This is a genomic window from Ruegeria sp. BC2 (assembly GCF_056539245.1).
The window spans coordinates 288,395-303,010 of record NZ_JBQFUQ010000002.1 but is presented as its reverse complement, the minus strand read 5'-3'; the positions used below and the strand labels follow the sequence as shown (position 1 = coordinate 303,010).

15 protein-coding genes are annotated in these 14,616 nt (G+C 61.3%); 8 read left to right on the top strand and 7 right to left on the bottom strand.

The window, feature by feature from the left end; all coding sequences use genetic code 11:
- Positions 1-12: 12 nt before the first annotated feature.
- The 5 genes from ACR0CU_RS11830 to ACR0CU_RS11810 are packed head-to-tail and all read right to left on the bottom strand — an operon-like array spanning position 13 to position 4,712.
- Positions 13-2,157, bottom strand: coding sequence for a hypothetical protein (locus ACR0CU_RS11830; RefSeq protein WP_170447447.1), 2,145 nt, complete (start codon positions 2,155-2,157; stop codon positions 13-15).
- The gene (motA, locus tag ACR0CU_RS11825) at positions 2,154-3,023 is read right to left on the bottom strand and encodes a flagellar motor stator protein MotA (protein WP_170405933.1); all 870 of its coding nucleotides are present in this window, start codon (positions 3,021-3,023) and stop codon (positions 2,154-2,156) included. Before motA ends, ACR0CU_RS11830 begins: the two co-directional genes overlap by 4 nt.
- A 46-nt stretch (positions 3,024-3,069) precedes the next feature.
- A complete protein-coding gene (locus tag ACR0CU_RS11820) occupies positions 3,070-3,651 on the bottom strand; it encodes a MotE family protein (protein ID WP_170447449.1) in 582 nt (193 codons plus the stop codon).
- On the bottom strand, positions 3,651-4,205 hold the full coding sequence (locus ACR0CU_RS11815; RefSeq protein ID WP_170447451.1) for a hypothetical protein: 555 nt from the start codon (positions 4,203-4,205) through the stop codon (positions 3,651-3,653). Before ACR0CU_RS11815 ends, ACR0CU_RS11820 begins: the two co-directional genes overlap by 1 nt.
- Before the next feature lie 9 nt (positions 4,206-4,214).
- The gene (locus ACR0CU_RS11810) at positions 4,215-4,712 is read right to left on the bottom strand and encodes a flagellar basal body-associated FliL family protein (RefSeq protein WP_170341917.1); all 498 of its coding nucleotides are present in this window, start codon (positions 4,710-4,712) and stop codon (positions 4,215-4,217) included.
- Positions 4,713-4,831: 119 nt separating this feature from the next.
- Here ACR0CU_RS11810 and fliF point away from each other — a divergent pair, with 119 nt between their 5' ends.
- Genes fliF through fliP form a run of 4 tightly spaced genes read left to right on the top strand, consistent with a single transcriptional unit; the run spans position 4,832 to position 8,031 of the window.
- Positions 4,832-6,427 (top strand): flagellar basal-body MS-ring/collar protein FliF, encoded by a 1,596-nt coding sequence (gene fliF / locus ACR0CU_RS11805; RefSeq protein WP_480643092.1) that lies wholly within the window; start codon positions 4,832-4,834, stop codon positions 6,425-6,427.
- Positions 6,427-7,023 carry a FliH/SctL family protein gene (locus ACR0CU_RS11800; protein ID WP_480643090.1) on the top strand — a complete coding sequence of 199 codons (597 nt, stop codon included), beginning with the start codon at positions 6,427-6,429 and terminating at the stop codon, positions 7,021-7,023. The genes fliF and ACR0CU_RS11800 overlap by 1 nt, the downstream gene beginning before the upstream one ends.
- On the top strand, positions 7,016-7,303 hold the full coding sequence (locus ACR0CU_RS11795) for a FliM/FliN family flagellar motor switch protein (protein WP_170370277.1): 288 nt from the start codon (positions 7,016-7,018) through the stop codon (positions 7,301-7,303). Before ACR0CU_RS11800 ends, ACR0CU_RS11795 begins: the two co-directional genes overlap by 8 nt.
- On the top strand, positions 7,303-8,031 hold the full coding sequence (fliP, locus tag ACR0CU_RS11790) for a flagellar type III secretion system pore protein FliP (protein WP_170341924.1): 729 nt from the start codon (positions 7,303-7,305) through the stop codon (positions 8,029-8,031). The genes ACR0CU_RS11795 and fliP overlap by 1 nt, the downstream gene beginning before the upstream one ends.
- A 17-nt stretch (positions 8,032-8,048) precedes the next feature.
- Here fliP and ACR0CU_RS11785 read toward each other — a convergent pair whose 3' ends face one another.
- Together ACR0CU_RS11785 and ACR0CU_RS11780 are read right to left on the bottom strand one after the other, a co-directional pair.
- Positions 8,049-9,488, bottom strand: coding sequence for a sensor histidine kinase (locus tag ACR0CU_RS11785; RefSeq protein WP_480643087.1), 1,440 nt, complete (start codon positions 9,486-9,488; stop codon positions 8,049-8,051).
- A complete protein-coding gene (locus ACR0CU_RS11780; protein WP_170360520.1) occupies positions 9,485-10,222 on the bottom strand; it encodes a response regulator transcription factor in 738 nt (245 codons plus the stop codon). Before ACR0CU_RS11780 ends, ACR0CU_RS11785 begins: the two co-directional genes overlap by 4 nt.
- A 218-nt stretch (positions 10,223-10,440) precedes the next feature.
- On the opposite strand from ACR0CU_RS11780, the gene ACR0CU_RS11775 reads away from it, so the two are divergent.
- The 4 genes from ACR0CU_RS11775 to ACR0CU_RS11760 are packed head-to-tail and all read left to right on the top strand — an operon-like array spanning position 10,441 to position 14,608.
- Complete coding sequence (locus ACR0CU_RS11775; protein WP_170447463.1) at positions 10,441-11,685, top strand: ABC transporter substrate-binding protein; 1,245 nt, start codon at positions 10,441-10,443, stop codon at positions 11,683-11,685.
- Between the two features lie 57 nt (positions 11,686-11,742).
- The gene (locus ACR0CU_RS11770; RefSeq protein ID WP_170360524.1) at positions 11,743-12,615 is read left to right on the top strand and encodes a carbohydrate ABC transporter permease; all 873 of its coding nucleotides are present in this window, start codon (positions 11,743-11,745) and stop codon (positions 12,613-12,615) included.
- On the top strand, positions 12,608-13,507 hold the full coding sequence (locus ACR0CU_RS11765; protein WP_170341932.1) for a carbohydrate ABC transporter permease: 900 nt from the start codon (positions 12,608-12,610) through the stop codon (positions 13,505-13,507). The genes ACR0CU_RS11770 and ACR0CU_RS11765 overlap by 8 nt, the downstream gene beginning before the upstream one ends.
- 3 nt (positions 13,508-13,510) lie before the next feature.
- The gene (locus tag ACR0CU_RS11760) at positions 13,511-14,608 is read left to right on the top strand and encodes an ABC transporter ATP-binding protein (protein ID WP_170447465.1); all 1,098 of its coding nucleotides are present in this window, start codon (positions 13,511-13,513) and stop codon (positions 14,606-14,608) included.
- Positions 14,609-14,616: the final 8 nt, after the last annotated feature.

Here is a 14,616-nt window from a genome sequence, read left to right as displayed (position 1 = left end):
CGCGGGTCCTGACTATTCAAATTCAGTCGTCACGTTCAGCAATTCGGCTATCTTCTGCCGCGTGTCGGCGCTGGCCTCAAGAAGTTGTTCTGCATCCAAAATTGGCTTGTCTGGGGTTTGCTGCACTGGTGCACGCAGGGCCGAGCTCAGATCTATGACCTGCCCCAGCGTGGTGTCCTTCGCTCCAACTTCTTCCAAGTTGAACCCCGCCCACCATGACAGGCGCGCCGCGGAATCCTCATCCCCTATGTCCCGCCAAGCCTCAACGGCGGCCGCGTAATTACCCATATCCGTCAGGGCTTGTGCCCGCAGCCTTTCAGCGTCATCTGAGGGATCCTCGGCCAATTCGCGCAGAGCCAGATCCGGTCGGTTTTCCAGCAGCGCGGCCCGCGCCCGAAGGATGGCGCGTTCGCGCCTGCGTGTCCCATCCGAACCTGCACCCGTCAAGTCTCGGGCTTGCTTGGCAAAGCCGAGGTCCGCAAAACGCTTGGCAAGCAACAGCGAAGTCCCGGTCGAAATAAACTCTAAATCATGTGGTTTCAGGGTACTTGCATACAGCAGAAAGGTCAGGTCATCCGCGCGCTCTGCTGCCAGATGCAAGATACGATTGCGCGTGCCGGTCCAGGTCTCGTCTCCGCGATGGGCATCAAGGATATTGAAGGCCGCAGAAAACTCGCCGCCCAGGGCAAGCGCCAGGGCGTGACCGCGGGCCATGACCGGGCCCAATTCAGAATTGCGCAGTTCGATCTCGTAGCCCGAGATTAGATCGATTTGGCGTCGCGAAACGGCCCCATCCTCTGCCCACTTCTTTTCAACAAGCCGGGCCAGCGCAAGCGGGGCTTCCAAATCCGAGCTTGGGTTGTCGATGACGTCGTTCAACAAAGTGTCGCTGGTGTCCGCATCTCCCTCAGCGGCAGCAACAGTTGCCTGCGCGAGTGTCGCCTCGGGGTGTTGCAGAGTTTGGACGCGATCCACCGAACGCAGTACCCGCCGGGCGGCCTCAAGCTGGCCGGAGTTGACGAATATCTCGGCCAGCCGGGGGCCAAGGATCCGGCGTAGATGCTCAGGAAGCCTCAGGTACGCCTGTTCCATCCGTTCCTGCTGCGCATCTTCCTGCAACTGGCCATCCGCCATCGCGGCCCACATGGCAACCGCGCCGTCGCAGCGTTGCAACCCATGCAGTTGGTTAGGCTCTGATACAGACTGATCATCAATTATTTGCGCGACCGCTCGAACCCATTCCTGTTCCGGCGATGCATCTTCGATCAACTGCAGAACCTGTATGGCCTCTGAACCGAAACCCCAGTGTGCCAACAGCTTTGCGAGCTTGAGCGCGATGGATCTGTCGACCCTGTCGAACTCCAGGAACAAGCCCGCTCGCAGCTCAGCCACCTGATGCGTAAAGGGCCGACCGTCAGACCAGGTGTCGAACCCCAATTCGGCATCCGAAATACAGGCTGGCAGTGACTCCAGAGGTTGCAGAGGTGGCTCTCCCAGTTTGCCCAACTCGTCAAGGATCGAGCTTACCTGGATATGGGCAGGCAGATCCCGCGCGATGTCTGGAAGCGCTTCCGGCACCGAAGCACGCGGACCCGGAGGTGTGACGTTCAGGTCGACAAGCTCGCGATCCGCGCCTTGCAACAGACGGGTCGAAAGGCGCTGCTGCAGGCCATCGCGATCCAGTTGCAGAAGGGGGGCAACCAATTCAATTGATGGGGCTTCGGCCTGTGGACGACGTTTGGAAGTCTGCTCTGGGATCATGATCGATGGAATGTCCAGACTTGGCGGAGGCAAGGCTTTTTGCGCCGCTATGTCCACAACGATCATCGTATCCTTGTACAAAAAAGCGGTCGCGGCGCAGTCACAGCCGAAGTCCAACTCAAGCGGCGCGCCGGAATCGGCCTGCGATATGGCCTCAAGCCGGCCTGCGGACAATCGTGCAAAGACCGATCCGGTCTTGAATTCCACGTCGTCCAATTCGACCGCCAGGCGCGCACCGTTTTTCCGGTGGGCGAGGCTCCAGTTGGTGCCCGCAGGAACGCTGAGAACAAGCCGCGTGAAGCCGTCATGTTCGCCGGACCGCACCGGAACATCCTTTGCCAGCACTCCAGTTGCCGATGCGCTCAGGCCAAGGGTCAGGAGCAAAACCCGGATCATGCTGCCGCCTGCTTGATCTCTTTCAAGGCTTCTTCCAATTCGGTGAAGCCGGGGCGATTGTGGGTCGGCGTGTTCTGGCGACCAACCTCGATACACATTGCAGGGTTGTGATTGTGCAGGTTGGCAACCAGAACTTCCCGGATCAGTTGATAGAAGTGATTGTCTTCCTCCACGACCGCTTTCAGCTTTCCGGCGAAGGGGCCGACCAGCCCGTAGGCCAGAAAGACGCCCAAGAAAGTCCCGACAAGGGCACCTCCGATCAACTTGCCCAAGACCTCGGGCGGTTGGTCGATCGAGCCCATGGTCTTGATCACGCCCAGAACGGCCGCGACGATCCCCAGTGCCGGCAACCCGTCCGCCACGGTTTGCAGGGCGTGGCTGGAATGCATGGCGTGGTGGAAATTGGCATCCATCCGCTTTTCCAGAACCTCTTCAACCTGATGGGGATCGTCATAGTTCATCGCCGCCGACCGCATGGTGTCGCAAATCAGGTCCACGGCCTCTTTGTCCGCCTGTATCTTGGGGAAGGCCACGAAAATGGCCGAGTTTTCAGGGTCTTCTATATGCTGCTCGAGCTCGACCGGATTTGAACGGGCAAGCCGGATCAGCGAGAACAGAAGGCACAGCAGATCGCGGTAGTCTTCGGGCTTCCATTTCGGGCCTTTGAAAACCTTGCCTAGATCCTTGATCGTGTGTTTGACCGCCGACATGTCATTGCTGATCAGAAAGGCGCCGATGGCGGCCCCGCCGATCATCATCATCTCGAACGGCAGAGATTTGAGGATGATCGCCATCTTGCCGCCGGCGGCGAGGTAGCCGCCGAACACCATTACGAAAATAACGACGATTCCAAGAATTCCGATCATGTGGTCTCTCCGGCAGAGCGGTCTTTGAGGGTGGGGCTCATGGCGGCTACTCAGTGGGGGCGTTGGCGTTGCGTCCGGCCATTACGACGCTGATGGTATAGGCGGCCTCGGGGCTGAGACCGGCCATCACACCCGCAGCAGCCTCAGGCGGCATACGCGACAGGAAGCCGGCCGCAAAAACCGGATCCATCGTTTCGAAAAGCGCCGCGGCGTCCTTGGGCTTCATGTTCTGATAGACATCGGTCAGACGGGTGAGGTCGGATTCAGCCGCCTTGTCCGCCACGGCCAATGTCTCGCGCAGCGATGCCTCGGCCTCTTGCAAATCAGAGAGGCGCGTCGCAATGGCCTCGTTGGCAATCTCCAGGGCGCGCTCCCTGCCGCGCAGCGCGCTCTCACGCTGTTTGACGGCTGCTTCCCGACGCAGCAATTCGGTCAGCAAGGCTTGCATGTCCGGCTTTTCGTCCGAGCCGGCGCTGTGTGCAGAGACTTCCGAGGGGTCAGACCCCCTTGCCAAAGCTGGCCCAGCCTCCAGCCCCAGCCGTATGATGGCGGAACTGATCATCAAGGCTGAAATGAGGGTCAGAACGCCACCACGTGGTCGACGCTGGGCAGGTTGCAGGCTGCGCATCAGGATCGGGCCTCGCTACCTTGCGCCTTGTGCCTGAAGAACAATACGCCCTTGGGAATCGGGGCCGGATCCTCTGCGGGGTCGTTGGTGGATTTGACCTCGGCTTCCGGCCTGGATGGAATTTGTTCCACAGCCGCAGGCTCGGCGGGTTGCTCGGGGTCCTTTGGCCCGACCTCTTCTTCCAACGAGACCGGTTCTACCTCAAGAGGTGACGGCTTTTTGGTTTCGGCCGAGGAATTTGCAGGCTCTTCAGCCGCGGGTTTGTCCTCGGGGATCACGTCGTGCATCGACGCCATGATCAACTCAAGCCGCTGTGCGACTGACTCGGCGCGCACGGTCAGATCCTGCAGTTTGTGCCCGGCCTGGTCAGATGCAGCACGCGCGGCATCCAGGGATTTTTTCAGTTCTTCCGCCTGCGCGGACAGCACGGAAACCGCGCCACCGACGCCCCGCTCCAGGTCCGTGAACCGCCTGAGGCGTCGGGACAGAACAAAACAGTACAATCCGGCCCCCAAGGCGCCGGCGACCAGCAGAATGTCCGAGATCAGTTCCAATTTCGCCTCCTAGTTCAATACGAATTCCGTGACCAGAACGTCACGTACCCGACCTTCGCCAACGACGATGCCGATGCGCCGCAGCAGGTGCCCGCGGATGCGAACCAGAGCCAGCGAGTCTTCGAGGTCAGACAGGTTGATGGCCCGGAGATAGCCGTTCATCACGTCCATGATGCGGGGAATCATCTTTTCCACCTCGGCCTCGTGACCGGCGGCCACCTCAAGTTGAGCGTGGAATTTCAGATGGCGCGAATCGCCGGAATTCACGGACACGATCACGGGCGGTAGGTCGACGAACCCGACATCCGGCAACGCATCGATTGCATCTCCGACGTCCGCGGTTTCCGCTGTTTTTCCTTCGGCCTCTGGGGCTTTGCCCAAAAGCCCGGACGCGGTCACATAGTACCCGCCCGCAGCACCCAGCAGCGCCAGAACCGCGCCAATCATCAGTCCCTTTTTGCCCGACTTCTTCGGGCCTTCTGCCTCATCCACGGTCGCGTCTGTCATGGCGTCCTCATTCTTGCGTTCGGCACCCGTCATAACCCCGCAGGGACTAACCGATTGTTAAGGGCAATCGTTCAAACAGGGCACGAGCCGCACAGAATGTCGGCGAGTCGGAGGTGAGCGTGCAGCAGATCGGAACTGTCTGGGCAAGTTTGGGCAGGCGCAAACAAATCATCGTGTCGGGCGCGGCTGTCGTCGTGTTCCTGAGTGTACTGGCGATGTCGCGGTTGGTGACATCTCCGTCCATGACACTCCTCTATGCGGGGCTGGAAAGCGGGGCGGCGGGGGATATCGTCCGCGCCCTGGATCAACGCGGTGTCACCTACGAGATTCGTGGCGGCTCAATCTATGTTCCGGGCTCGCAACGCGACGAGTTGCGCATGACCCTGGCAAGCGAGGGTCTGCCTGCAAATGGCAACCGGGGTTACGAACTGCTGGATACGCTGAGTGGGTTCGGTACGACCTCGCAGATGTTCGACGCTGCCTATTGGCGCGCGAAGGAGGGTGAACTGGCGCGAACCATCGTCAGCAGCCCTCATGTGGGGCAGGCGCGGGTTCACATTGCCAGCGGGTCCACAAGCCCGTTCCAGCCCAGCGTTTCGCCAACCGCTTCGGTCTATCTGGTGCCATCCGGGGCCAAGATCACGGTTGAGCAGGCCAAGGCGATCCGATTTCTGGTGGCCTCCGCCGTGACCGGCCTCGCGCCCGAGGATGTTGCGGTGATCGATTCCAGCGGCGCCGTGATCGGCCCGCAAGAGACGGCGGTCGCCGCCGACACTGCCGATGACAAGGCCAAGGTCCTGCGCGACCGCGTCCTGCGGCTGGTCGAGGCGCGCGTCGGACCCGGCAATGCGGTGGTCGAAGTCAGCGTCGACACGGTCACCGAGACCGAAACCATAAGAGAGCGGCGGTTCGACCCCAAGGGCCGCGTCGCAATCAGCACCGATGTCGAGGAACGGTCGGATACCTCCCGCAATCAGTCGTCGGATGTGACGGTCGCGTCCAACCTGCCGGACGGGGACGGCAATGGCAGCGATGAATCGAATTCTTCAGCCACGCAAACCCGTGAGCGGATCAACTATGAGGTTTCAGAGACCGAGCTTGAAGTTCTGCGGGTGCCCGGGGCAATCAAACGCCTGACGGTTGCCGTTCTCGTCAACGGTACCCGCACAACGGACGCCACCGATGCCGAGGTTTTTGAACCGATGGCACAGCCGGAACTGGACGCTCTGGAAGAGCTTGTCGCCTCGGCCGTAGGCTTCGATGCGGATCGCGGGGATGTCATCACGCTGAAATCCCTGGAACTGCCCAATGTCGAACCGCAGGGAACACTGGCGACCGCTTCGGTCTGGCAAAGCATCCATCTGGATACGATGTCGCTGATACAGATGGCAGTGTTGGCCATCGTATCGCTGGTCATGGGGTTGTTCGTGATCCGGCCGATCCTGACCGGTTCGGCCGCAGTGCCAGCCTTGCCGCCTGCCGCAGCCTCCGCCGAGGGCGGCGCGCCATATCTTGTCGGTGAAATCTCAGATGCTGATGGACAGGAATTCAGCGCTCTCACCGGCCAGGGTGAAAACGGAGGCTCTGTGCCTGCGATTGGGTCCACGGCAAGCGAAGATGCGGTCGGCCGTCTGCGCGCCATGATCGGGGACAAACAGGAAGAGACGGTCGAAATTCTGCGGAGCTGGCTGGAAGAAAACGAGGAGAAGGTTTGATGTCGATCGCCCACCTCCTCGAGGATTTCGCCGCTCAGGCCGACGGCGCGGATCTGCGATTGCTGGACGAAGAAGCTTTGGAGGAAGAGCGGCTCGCCGCTTTCGAACGCGGATATGGTGCCGGGTGGGAGGATGCGCTGCAGGCCCAAGCCCAAGATCGCGCTGCGCTGACCGAGGATATGCGGGCAGCCTTCTCCGACATGTCCTTCACCTACCAGGAAGCTCTGACCCGGATGACCTTGTCGCTTGAACCGATGTTCAGCGCTCTGGTTCAGACCGTTCTTCCCCAGGCGTTGGATCGGGGGCTTGCCGCCCGCGTGATCGAGCAGTTGAGCGAAATGGCCAATGCGCAGGTTGCAGAACCGATCCTTCTGTTGGTTCCACCCGGTGTTGAAGGGGATGTCGAGGCGTTGTTGCCCGTCGACATCACGCCCCTCCCCAAGGTCGTCGCGGACCCCGAGTTGCTGCCAGGTCAGGCGCGGTTGCAGGTCGGCACCGCCCGGTCCGAGGTTGATTGCACCGCGCTGCTGGACGCGATCGCCGCCGCTTTCGACGCATATGTTTTTGAGGCAAAAGAGGCTTTGTCAAATGAGTGACGCACCTGCATCCACACCTGAAAGACCCAATCCGTTCGAAGCCGTTCCCATCGAGGTGACGGTTTCCGTTGGTCGGGCGCGCCCCTTGATACGCGACCTGTTGACCATGGGTGAGAACGCCGTTCTGACCTTGGACAAACGGGTCGAAGATCCGGTGGATCTGTATGTCGGCGATCAATTGGTCGCCCGTGGTCTGCTCGAGGAAATGGAGGGGGACAATGCCGGTCAATTGGCGGTGCGTCTGACCGAGATTTCGGATTTCCAGAACGGACTTGGATGATGCGCCGGGCGGCCTGGTGTGCAATTGCGATCCTTGTGCTGACGCCAGCACTGGCATCGGCACAGGAGCTGTCGCTGTCATTGGGCGACGGCGGATCCATATCGGCGCGAACCATTCAGTTGATCCTGCTGATCACGGTGCTCAGCCTGGCACCAGGCCTTGCGATCATGGTGACCTGTTTTCCATTTCTGGTCACGGTACTGGCCATTCTGCGGCAGGGGATCGGATTGCAACAGTCCCCGCCCAACATGCTGATCGTCAGCCTGGCGCTGTTTCTGACCTATTTCATCATGGAGCCGGTCTTTACCCAGGCTTGGGACACCGGGATCCGACCGATGGTCGAAGAAACACTTGCGGTAGAGCCTGCATTGGAACGTGCCATGGTGCCGTTCCGCGAGTTCATGGTGGCGCGGCTGGATGGTGACACGTTTCGGGCCATGGCGGCCTTGCGCCCCGACACCGCGTCGATGGAGCTGTCGCCGGAGGCGCCACTGTCGGTTCTCATGCCGTCGTTCATGTTGTCCGAGGTTGCCCGCGCGTTCCAGATCGGATTCCTGATATTTCTACCGTTTCTGATCATCGATCTTGTAGTGGCTGCGGTACTCATGTCGATGGGGATGATGATGGTGCCGCCCGCCACGGTTTCGCTGCCGTTCAAACTGGCGTTTTTCGTGATTGCGGATGGGTGGTCCCTGATCGCCAGTGCCTTGGTGCGAAGCTATTCCTAGCCTGCGTGTGGACGGTCTCAGCGCCGGATCTGCAGCCGTGCCCGCAGACCCTGATCACCCGCTTCAAAGCGCAGCGAGCCGCCATGCTGCTCTGCCACGGTTGCAACGATTGTCAGGCCCAGCCCAAACCCGTCGGACGACCCGATGTTCGAACCGCGCCGGAACGGGGCCATCAGCGCCTCGATATCCGAAACGGACAAGTTGGTTCCCTTGTCTTCGACGACAATCGTGGCGGTTTCCGCGTCGGTTTCCAGTTCAACCGTTGCGTGGCGCCCGTATTTCAGCGCGTTGTCGATCAAGTTCGTCAACGCCCGTTTCAATGAGATCGGTCGCGCCATGACAAGGATGCGGCGGGTTTCCGGAAGCGAGCCATGCCCGCGCCGCGACATGAAGAGCGACGCCGCGCCCTCCACCTCGACCCGGGCGACTTGTTTCAGGGTCACAGGCAGGTCCATGTCCTGATAGTCGGCAACCAGCGACTCGACCAGTGAGGTGAGTGAGATCTGGCGCGGATCCTCGACGCTCAGTTCCGAGCGGGTGTAGGTCAATACGCTTTCGATCATACCTGTCATCTGGTCGACATCGGACTCCAGCTTCTCTCGCAATTCGGCGTCCGGAATCAGCGCCGCGCGCAGACGCACGCGGGCCGCTGGCGTCCCAAGGTCGTGGCTGACGCCGGACAGGACCGTGGCACGCTTTTCCAGCTGTGCGCGTTCGTCCTCAAGATGCGTATTGACCGCCGATACGATGTCGCGCAGTTCGGCCGGCCCGGACATGTCGTAGCTGTCCGGACCCCCGCTGCGCCGGCGGTCACGCAGCGACTGGGAGAACCGCGAAAAGCTGTCTGTCACATTGCCGACTGATGTCAGAATGATCGCAAGTGCCAAGACGGCCAGAAAGATCGCGGGCAGGCGCAGGTCGGTCGGGGCCGCATCGCAACCCCAGACCTGCGTACCGTCGATCTTCTGCCAAGCGCCCTGTCCGAACCGGGCCACCAGAATGGGTTCGCTGCAATAGGTGGCCAGCAGGCGTGTCAGGTTGCCCATCTTCTGCGGCCCGGTCTGGTCGTTGCCTGACACGATGTCGGATACCGGATAGACCAGCCGGTCGGACAAGACCGCAAGCGTCAGGTTCCGCCCGCTGAGCGGCGCGGAGCTGTCGGTCAGAATGGACAGGTTGGTCAGAAACCGGCGTCCTGCAAGGTCGGGCAACTGCTCGAATTCACCCGCATCGGCCAGACTTGCGGCCTCGGGCGGCAATGGCGTGATCAACACGTCGGGATGCGAGGCGCGACCTGTGCGCAGATCTTCGTAGACCGAGAACCCGGCAACATAGGCCCGGGTCAGATAGGCGTCCCAGTTGCGAACGGATGAAAACCACAGTCCTGCCGCCAGCAGCCCGGCAGCAAACGCACCCAGGCTCCAGGCCCAGCCCAGATCCCGCAGGCGCAGGGTCATGCCTCCTGTTCCACGGTGACCTCGCAGGCGAAGACATAGCCGACACCGCGGGCCGTGCGCAGCATCTGCGGATCTTTGGGGTTGGCCTCGATTTTGGAGCGCAGCCGCCCCACCAGAACGTCGATGGCCCGACCTTGCGCTTCGGGCTTGTCACCGGTGCCGGTCACGTCCAGCGCGGCGGCGATCTCGTCGCGGGTCAGCGGAATGTGCGGGTTGGCCAGCAGCACCTTGAGCAACGCGGTTTCGCGCTGCGACAGCGACACCTGGTACCCGTCCGGGGCATGCACCTCGTCGCGTTTGCCGTCATAGACCCATCCGCCAAAGCGGAACGTGCGGATCCGCCGGCGATAGGCCAGCGATGGCGTACGCCGCGCGCGCTGCATCACCGCGCGCACACGCGCCAGCAGCAGTTGCGGGTTGAACGGCTTGGCGATGTAGTCGTCGGCGCCCACCTCGTACCCGGCCATGCGCTGATGATCGGCAGACAGGGCCGACACGAAGATGATCGGCACGTCCTGCTCGCGGCGCAGCCGGGCGCAGATCTCGACCCCGTTCTCGTCACCCAGCATCACGTCCAGAAGGATCAGGTCGATGCGGCCTGACTTCAGGTGTGCCTGCACCTCGCGCTCGGTGGCTGCTGGCAGGGCAATGAACCCGTTCTGGTGAAAGAACTGGGTCAACATCGACCGGATTTCCGGATCGTCATCCACAACCAGCAGACGTGGAATGCTCACGCTGTTCCTCCCCGATTTCCCCCTCGACGCTGCCCTCAATTGTAACGGACTGCAACAGATTCAAGGTCAACGTAACACGCTGTAACAAAAGGCGGGAAAATTTGCAGCCCGCGCCGGATACATGGGGAATTTGCCATTGCCAGACGGCAAGCGGCTGCCGGTAATGTCCCGCATCGCTGCCCCGCGGCAGCAAACAAGGATCTGGGAGGATACCAAACATGAAACGTTTCGCACTTGCCACGGCGTCGTCGCTGGCCGTTCTGGCTGGCACGTCGGTGATGGCCGAACCGCAGGCCGAAGTTCTGCACTGGTGGACGTCGGGCGGCGAGGCCAAGTCGGTCGCCGTTCTGCAGGAAGAGTTTGCGGCCAATGGCGGCACCTGGACGGATATGCCCGTTGCAGGCGGCGGCGGAGACGCGGCGATGACCGCGCTGCGCGCCCGCGTTCTGGCCGGCAACGCGCCGACCGCCGTTCAGCTGAAAGGCCCGGCGATCCAGGAATGGTACGAAGAGGGTGTTCTGGCGGACATCTCGAACGTTGCCGAGGCCGAGGGCTGGGCCGAAGTCCTGCCCGCCTCGATCGCGGCGCATATGCAATGCGAAGGCACTTGGTGTGCCGCACCGGTCAACGTGCACCGTATCGACTGGATCTGGGCAAACGCCGATATCCTGGCCGCCAATGAGATCGAGATGCCGACCACCTGGGAAGAGTTCAACGCCGCTGCCGAGAAGCTGCAGGCCGCAGGCATCATCCCGCTGGCCCACGGTGGTCAGGCCTGGCAAGACGCAACCGTCTTCGAAGCAGTTGCGCTGGGCATCGGCGGACCCGAGTTCTTCAAGAAGGCCTTTGTCGATTTGGACCCCGAGACTCTGACCTCGGACACGATGGTTCAGATTTTTGACCAGATGCGCACCCTGCGCGGGTTCGTTGATGAGAACTTCTCGGGCCGCGACTGGAACCTGGCCACCGCCATGGTCATGAACGGTGAGGCCGCCTTCCAAATCATGGGTGACTGGGCCAAGGGTGAATTCCTGGCCGCGGGCAAGGTCCCCGGCGAAGACTTCCTGTGCGCCTCGACCCCCGGTGACGGCTATCTGTACAACGTCGACAGCTTTGCCATGTTCGACGTGGACGGCGACGACAAGCGCGCCGGTCAGGAACTGCTCGCCAAGCTGATCGTGGCCCCCAAGTTCCAGGAAGTGTTCAACCTGAACAAGGGGTCGATTCCGGCGCGGACCGACGTCGCACTGGACAAGTTCGACATCTGCGCCAAGATCTCGGCCGAAGACATGGGCGCTTCGTCCGCCAATGGCTCGCTGCTGCCGTCCTACGCGCATGGCATGGCGCTGCGCGGTGCGCAGGCTGGTGCGATCACCGACGTCGTGACCGCACATTTCAACTCGGATATGTCCTCGGCTGACGCGGTTCAGCAACTGGCGGACGCGGTGGCAAACAGCTACTGATCCAACACGCTCTGCCCCCTATACTGCGGGGCAGAGCATCTTTCCCCGGAGGAAAAAATGTCCGAATGGCTGGAAAACCACCTTCCCAAGGTGGTGCTGGCACCGTCGTTCATCGCCGTATTGATTTTTGTCTACGGATTTATCGGATGGACCGCCTGGGTGTCGCTGACCCGATCGAAACTGCTGCCGAAATACGAGATCAAGGGCTTCATCCAATATGACCGCCTGTTTGACTCGCCCCGCTGGGACACGGCGATCAACAACCTTTACGTCTTTGGCGCGCTGTTCATCGTGATCGCGATGGTTCTGGGCCTGCTGCTGGCGATTCTGCTGGATCAGAAGATCCGCGTCGAAGGCGCGATCCGTACGATCTACCTGTACCCGATGGCGCTGTCGATGATCGTGACCGGCACCGCGTGGAAGTGGATCCTGAACCCGGGTCTGGGTATCGAGGCCATGGTCCAGGGCTGGGGCTTTCCGAATTTCAAGTTCGACTGGCTGGTGAACCCGGACTACGCGATCTACACGATCGTCATCGCCGCGATCTGGCAGAGCTCGGGTTTTGTCATGGCGCTGTTCCTGGCCGGACTGCGCTCGGTGGATGGTGAGATCATCAAGGCCGCGCAGGTCGATGGCATCCCCACTTGGCGGATCTATACGGCAATCATCATTCCGTCGATGGCTCCGATCTTCCTGTCGGCCTTCATCGTGTTGGCGCACCTTGCGATCAAGAGCTTTGACCTTGTCATCGCCCTGACAGGCGGCGGCCCAGGTTATGCGACCGATCTGCCCGCAACATACATGTACGCCATGGCGTTTTCGCGCGGCGATATCGGCCAGGCGGCGGCGTCCGCGATGATCATGATGCTGGTCGTCTTTGCCATCGTGGTTCCTTACCTCTACTCAGAACTGAGGGCGAAAAATGACTGATCTGTCGATGCCCCAAACCCGAACCCGCAGCCAGAGCGCCACGGGCAAGATTGCCCTGCGTTGGTTGCTGTATGTCCTGCTTGGTCTTTTTGCGCTCTACTACCTGATGCCGCTTTTCGTGATGCTGACCACATCGCTCAAAAGCCTCGAGGAAATTCGCACGGGATCGCTGATCTCGCTGCCGCGCGAGGTCAGTCTGGATGCCTGGAAAACCGCCTGGTCAGGCGCCTGCACCGGTATCCAGTGCGAAGGCCTGCGGCCCTATTTCTGGAACTCGGTCCTGATTGCGGTCCCTGCCGTGGCAATCTCGACCCTTCTGGGGGCGTTGAACGGATTTGTCGTCGCGCAATGGCGTTTCAAAGGGGCCAACATCATCTTTTCTCTGATGCTGTTCGGTTGTTTCATCCCGTTCCAGGTGGTCCTGCTGCCGATGGCGCGTCTGCTGGGCATGATGGGGATCGCCGGAACCATTCCGGGCCTGATCTTCGTCCACGTGATCTATGGGCTTGGCTTCACAACGCTGTTCTTCCGCAACTACTACGTCACCATCCCGGCCGAGCTGACCAAGGCGGCGCGAGTGGATGGTGCCGGGTTCTTTCGGATCTTCTGGTCGATCTTCCTGCCGCTGTCGCTGCCCATCATCGTGGTGACCGTGATCTGGCAGTTCACCCAGATCTGGAACGATTTCCTGTTCGGCGTTTCGTTCAGCCAGGCGGGCACGCAGCCCGTGACCGTGGCGCTCAACAACATCGTCAACTCAACCACCGGCGTCAAAGAGTACAACGTCGACATGGCCGCCGCGATCATCGCGGGGCTGCCGACGCTGCTCGTCTATGTCGTTGCCGGTAAGTATTTCATCCGCGGCCTGACCGCCGGTTCCGTGAAGGGATAACCCATGGCTCCCATCCTCGATATCCAAAACCTGTACAAGAATTACGGCGCAACCGAGATTCTGAAGGACATCAACATCTCGATCGAACCGGGCGACTTCCTGGTGCTGGTCGGCCCTTCCGGCTGTGGCAAGTCGACCCTGCTGAACTGCATCGCCGGGCTCGAGCCGATCTCGGGCGGGACGCTGTCGATTGGCGGCAAGGACATGACTCATGTCAGCCCCAAAGACCGCGACATCGCGATGGTGTTCCAGTCCTACGCCCTGTACCCGACCATGTCGGTGGCCAAGAACATCACCTTTGGCATGAAGGTGCGCGGCGTCGATCAGGCAACTCAGGACGCCAAGCTGAAAGAGGTCGCCTCGCTTCTGCAGATCGAGCCGTTGCTGAACCGCCGCCCCAGCCAATTGTCGGGCGGCCAGCGTCAGCGTGTGGCGATGGGCCGGGCGCTGGTGCGCGACCCCAAGCTGTTCCTGTTCGACGAGCCGCTGTCGAACCTGGACGCCAAGCTGCGGGTCGAGATGCGGACCGAGATCAAGAAGCTGCATCAGACGCTGGATGCCTCGATCGTCTATGTGACCCATGATCAGATCGAAGCGATGACCCTGGCCACCAAGATCGTGGTGCTGAAGGGCGGTGTGGTGCAGCAGATCGGCACTCCAGCCGAGATATACAATCGCCCCGCCAACCTGTTTGTGGCCGATTTCATGGGCTCGCCGGCGATGAACCTGATCCCGGCGCGGGTCCAGCGCAACGGGACCGGCACGCAGGTCGCCATTGCGCGGGATGGGGCTGATCCGATCGTGCTGACGGATACGCGCGATCTGGACCTGCCCGAAGAGGTGATCCTGGGCCTGCGCCCCGAGGACATCGCTGAATCCGGGTTCCGCGCTGGTGCCTGTGTGCAAGAGGCCGCCTGCCTGGTCGATATGGTGGAACCGGCCGGTGCCGATACCTACGTCGTGTCGGAACTGGGCGGCAAACAGGTCACTGCGCGCCTGCACGCCGAGACCAGCGCCAGGGCCGGTCAGATGCTGAACCTGGCCTTTGACATGAGCAAAGTGTCCTATTTTGCGAAAGCGACAGGCGAACGCCTGAACTGAGCCACGAA

Excerpts from the sequence above, each read along its gene's own strand:
- ACR0CU_RS11760 (WP_170447465.1), top strand. The coding sequence starts at position 13,511 with ATGGCTCCCATCCTCGATATCCAAAACCTGTACAAGAATTACGGCGCA.
- motA (WP_170405933.1), bottom strand. The coding sequence starts at position 3,023 with ATGATCGGAATTCTTGGAATCGTCGTTATTTTCGTAATGGTGTTCGGC.
- fliP (WP_170341924.1), top strand. The coding sequence starts at position 7,303 with ATGCGCCGGGCGGCCTGGTGTGCAATTGCGATCCTTGTGCTGACGCCA.
- ACR0CU_RS11810 (WP_170341917.1), bottom strand. The coding sequence starts at position 4,712 with ATGACAGACGCGACCGTGGATGAGGCAGAAGGCCCGAAGAAGTCGGGC.
- ACR0CU_RS11820 (WP_170447449.1), bottom strand. The coding sequence starts at position 3,651 with ATGCGCAGCCTGCAACCTGCCCAGCGTCGACCACGTGGTGGCGTTCTG.
- ACR0CU_RS11830 (WP_170447447.1), bottom strand. The coding sequence starts at position 2,157 with ATGATCCGGGTTTTGCTCCTGACCCTTGGCCTGAGCGCATCGGCAACT.
- ACR0CU_RS11765 (WP_170341932.1), top strand. The coding sequence starts at position 12,608 with ATGACTGATCTGTCGATGCCCCAAACCCGAACCCGCAGCCAGAGCGCC.
- ACR0CU_RS11785 (WP_480643087.1), bottom strand. The coding sequence starts at position 9,488 with ATGACCCTGCGCCTGCGGGATCTGGGCTGGGCCTGGAGCCTGGGTGCG.
- ACR0CU_RS11795 (WP_170370277.1), top strand. The coding sequence starts at position 7,016 with ATGAGTGACGCACCTGCATCCACACCTGAAAGACCCAATCCGTTCGAA.
- ACR0CU_RS11800 (WP_480643090.1), top strand. The coding sequence starts at position 6,427 with ATGTCGATCGCCCACCTCCTCGAGGATTTCGCCGCTCAGGCCGACGGC.
- ACR0CU_RS11770 (WP_170360524.1), top strand. The coding sequence starts at position 11,743 with ATGTCCGAATGGCTGGAAAACCACCTTCCCAAGGTGGTGCTGGCACCG.
- ACR0CU_RS11775 (WP_170447463.1), top strand. The coding sequence starts at position 10,441 with ATGAAACGTTTCGCACTTGCCACGGCGTCGTCGCTGGCCGTTCTGGCT.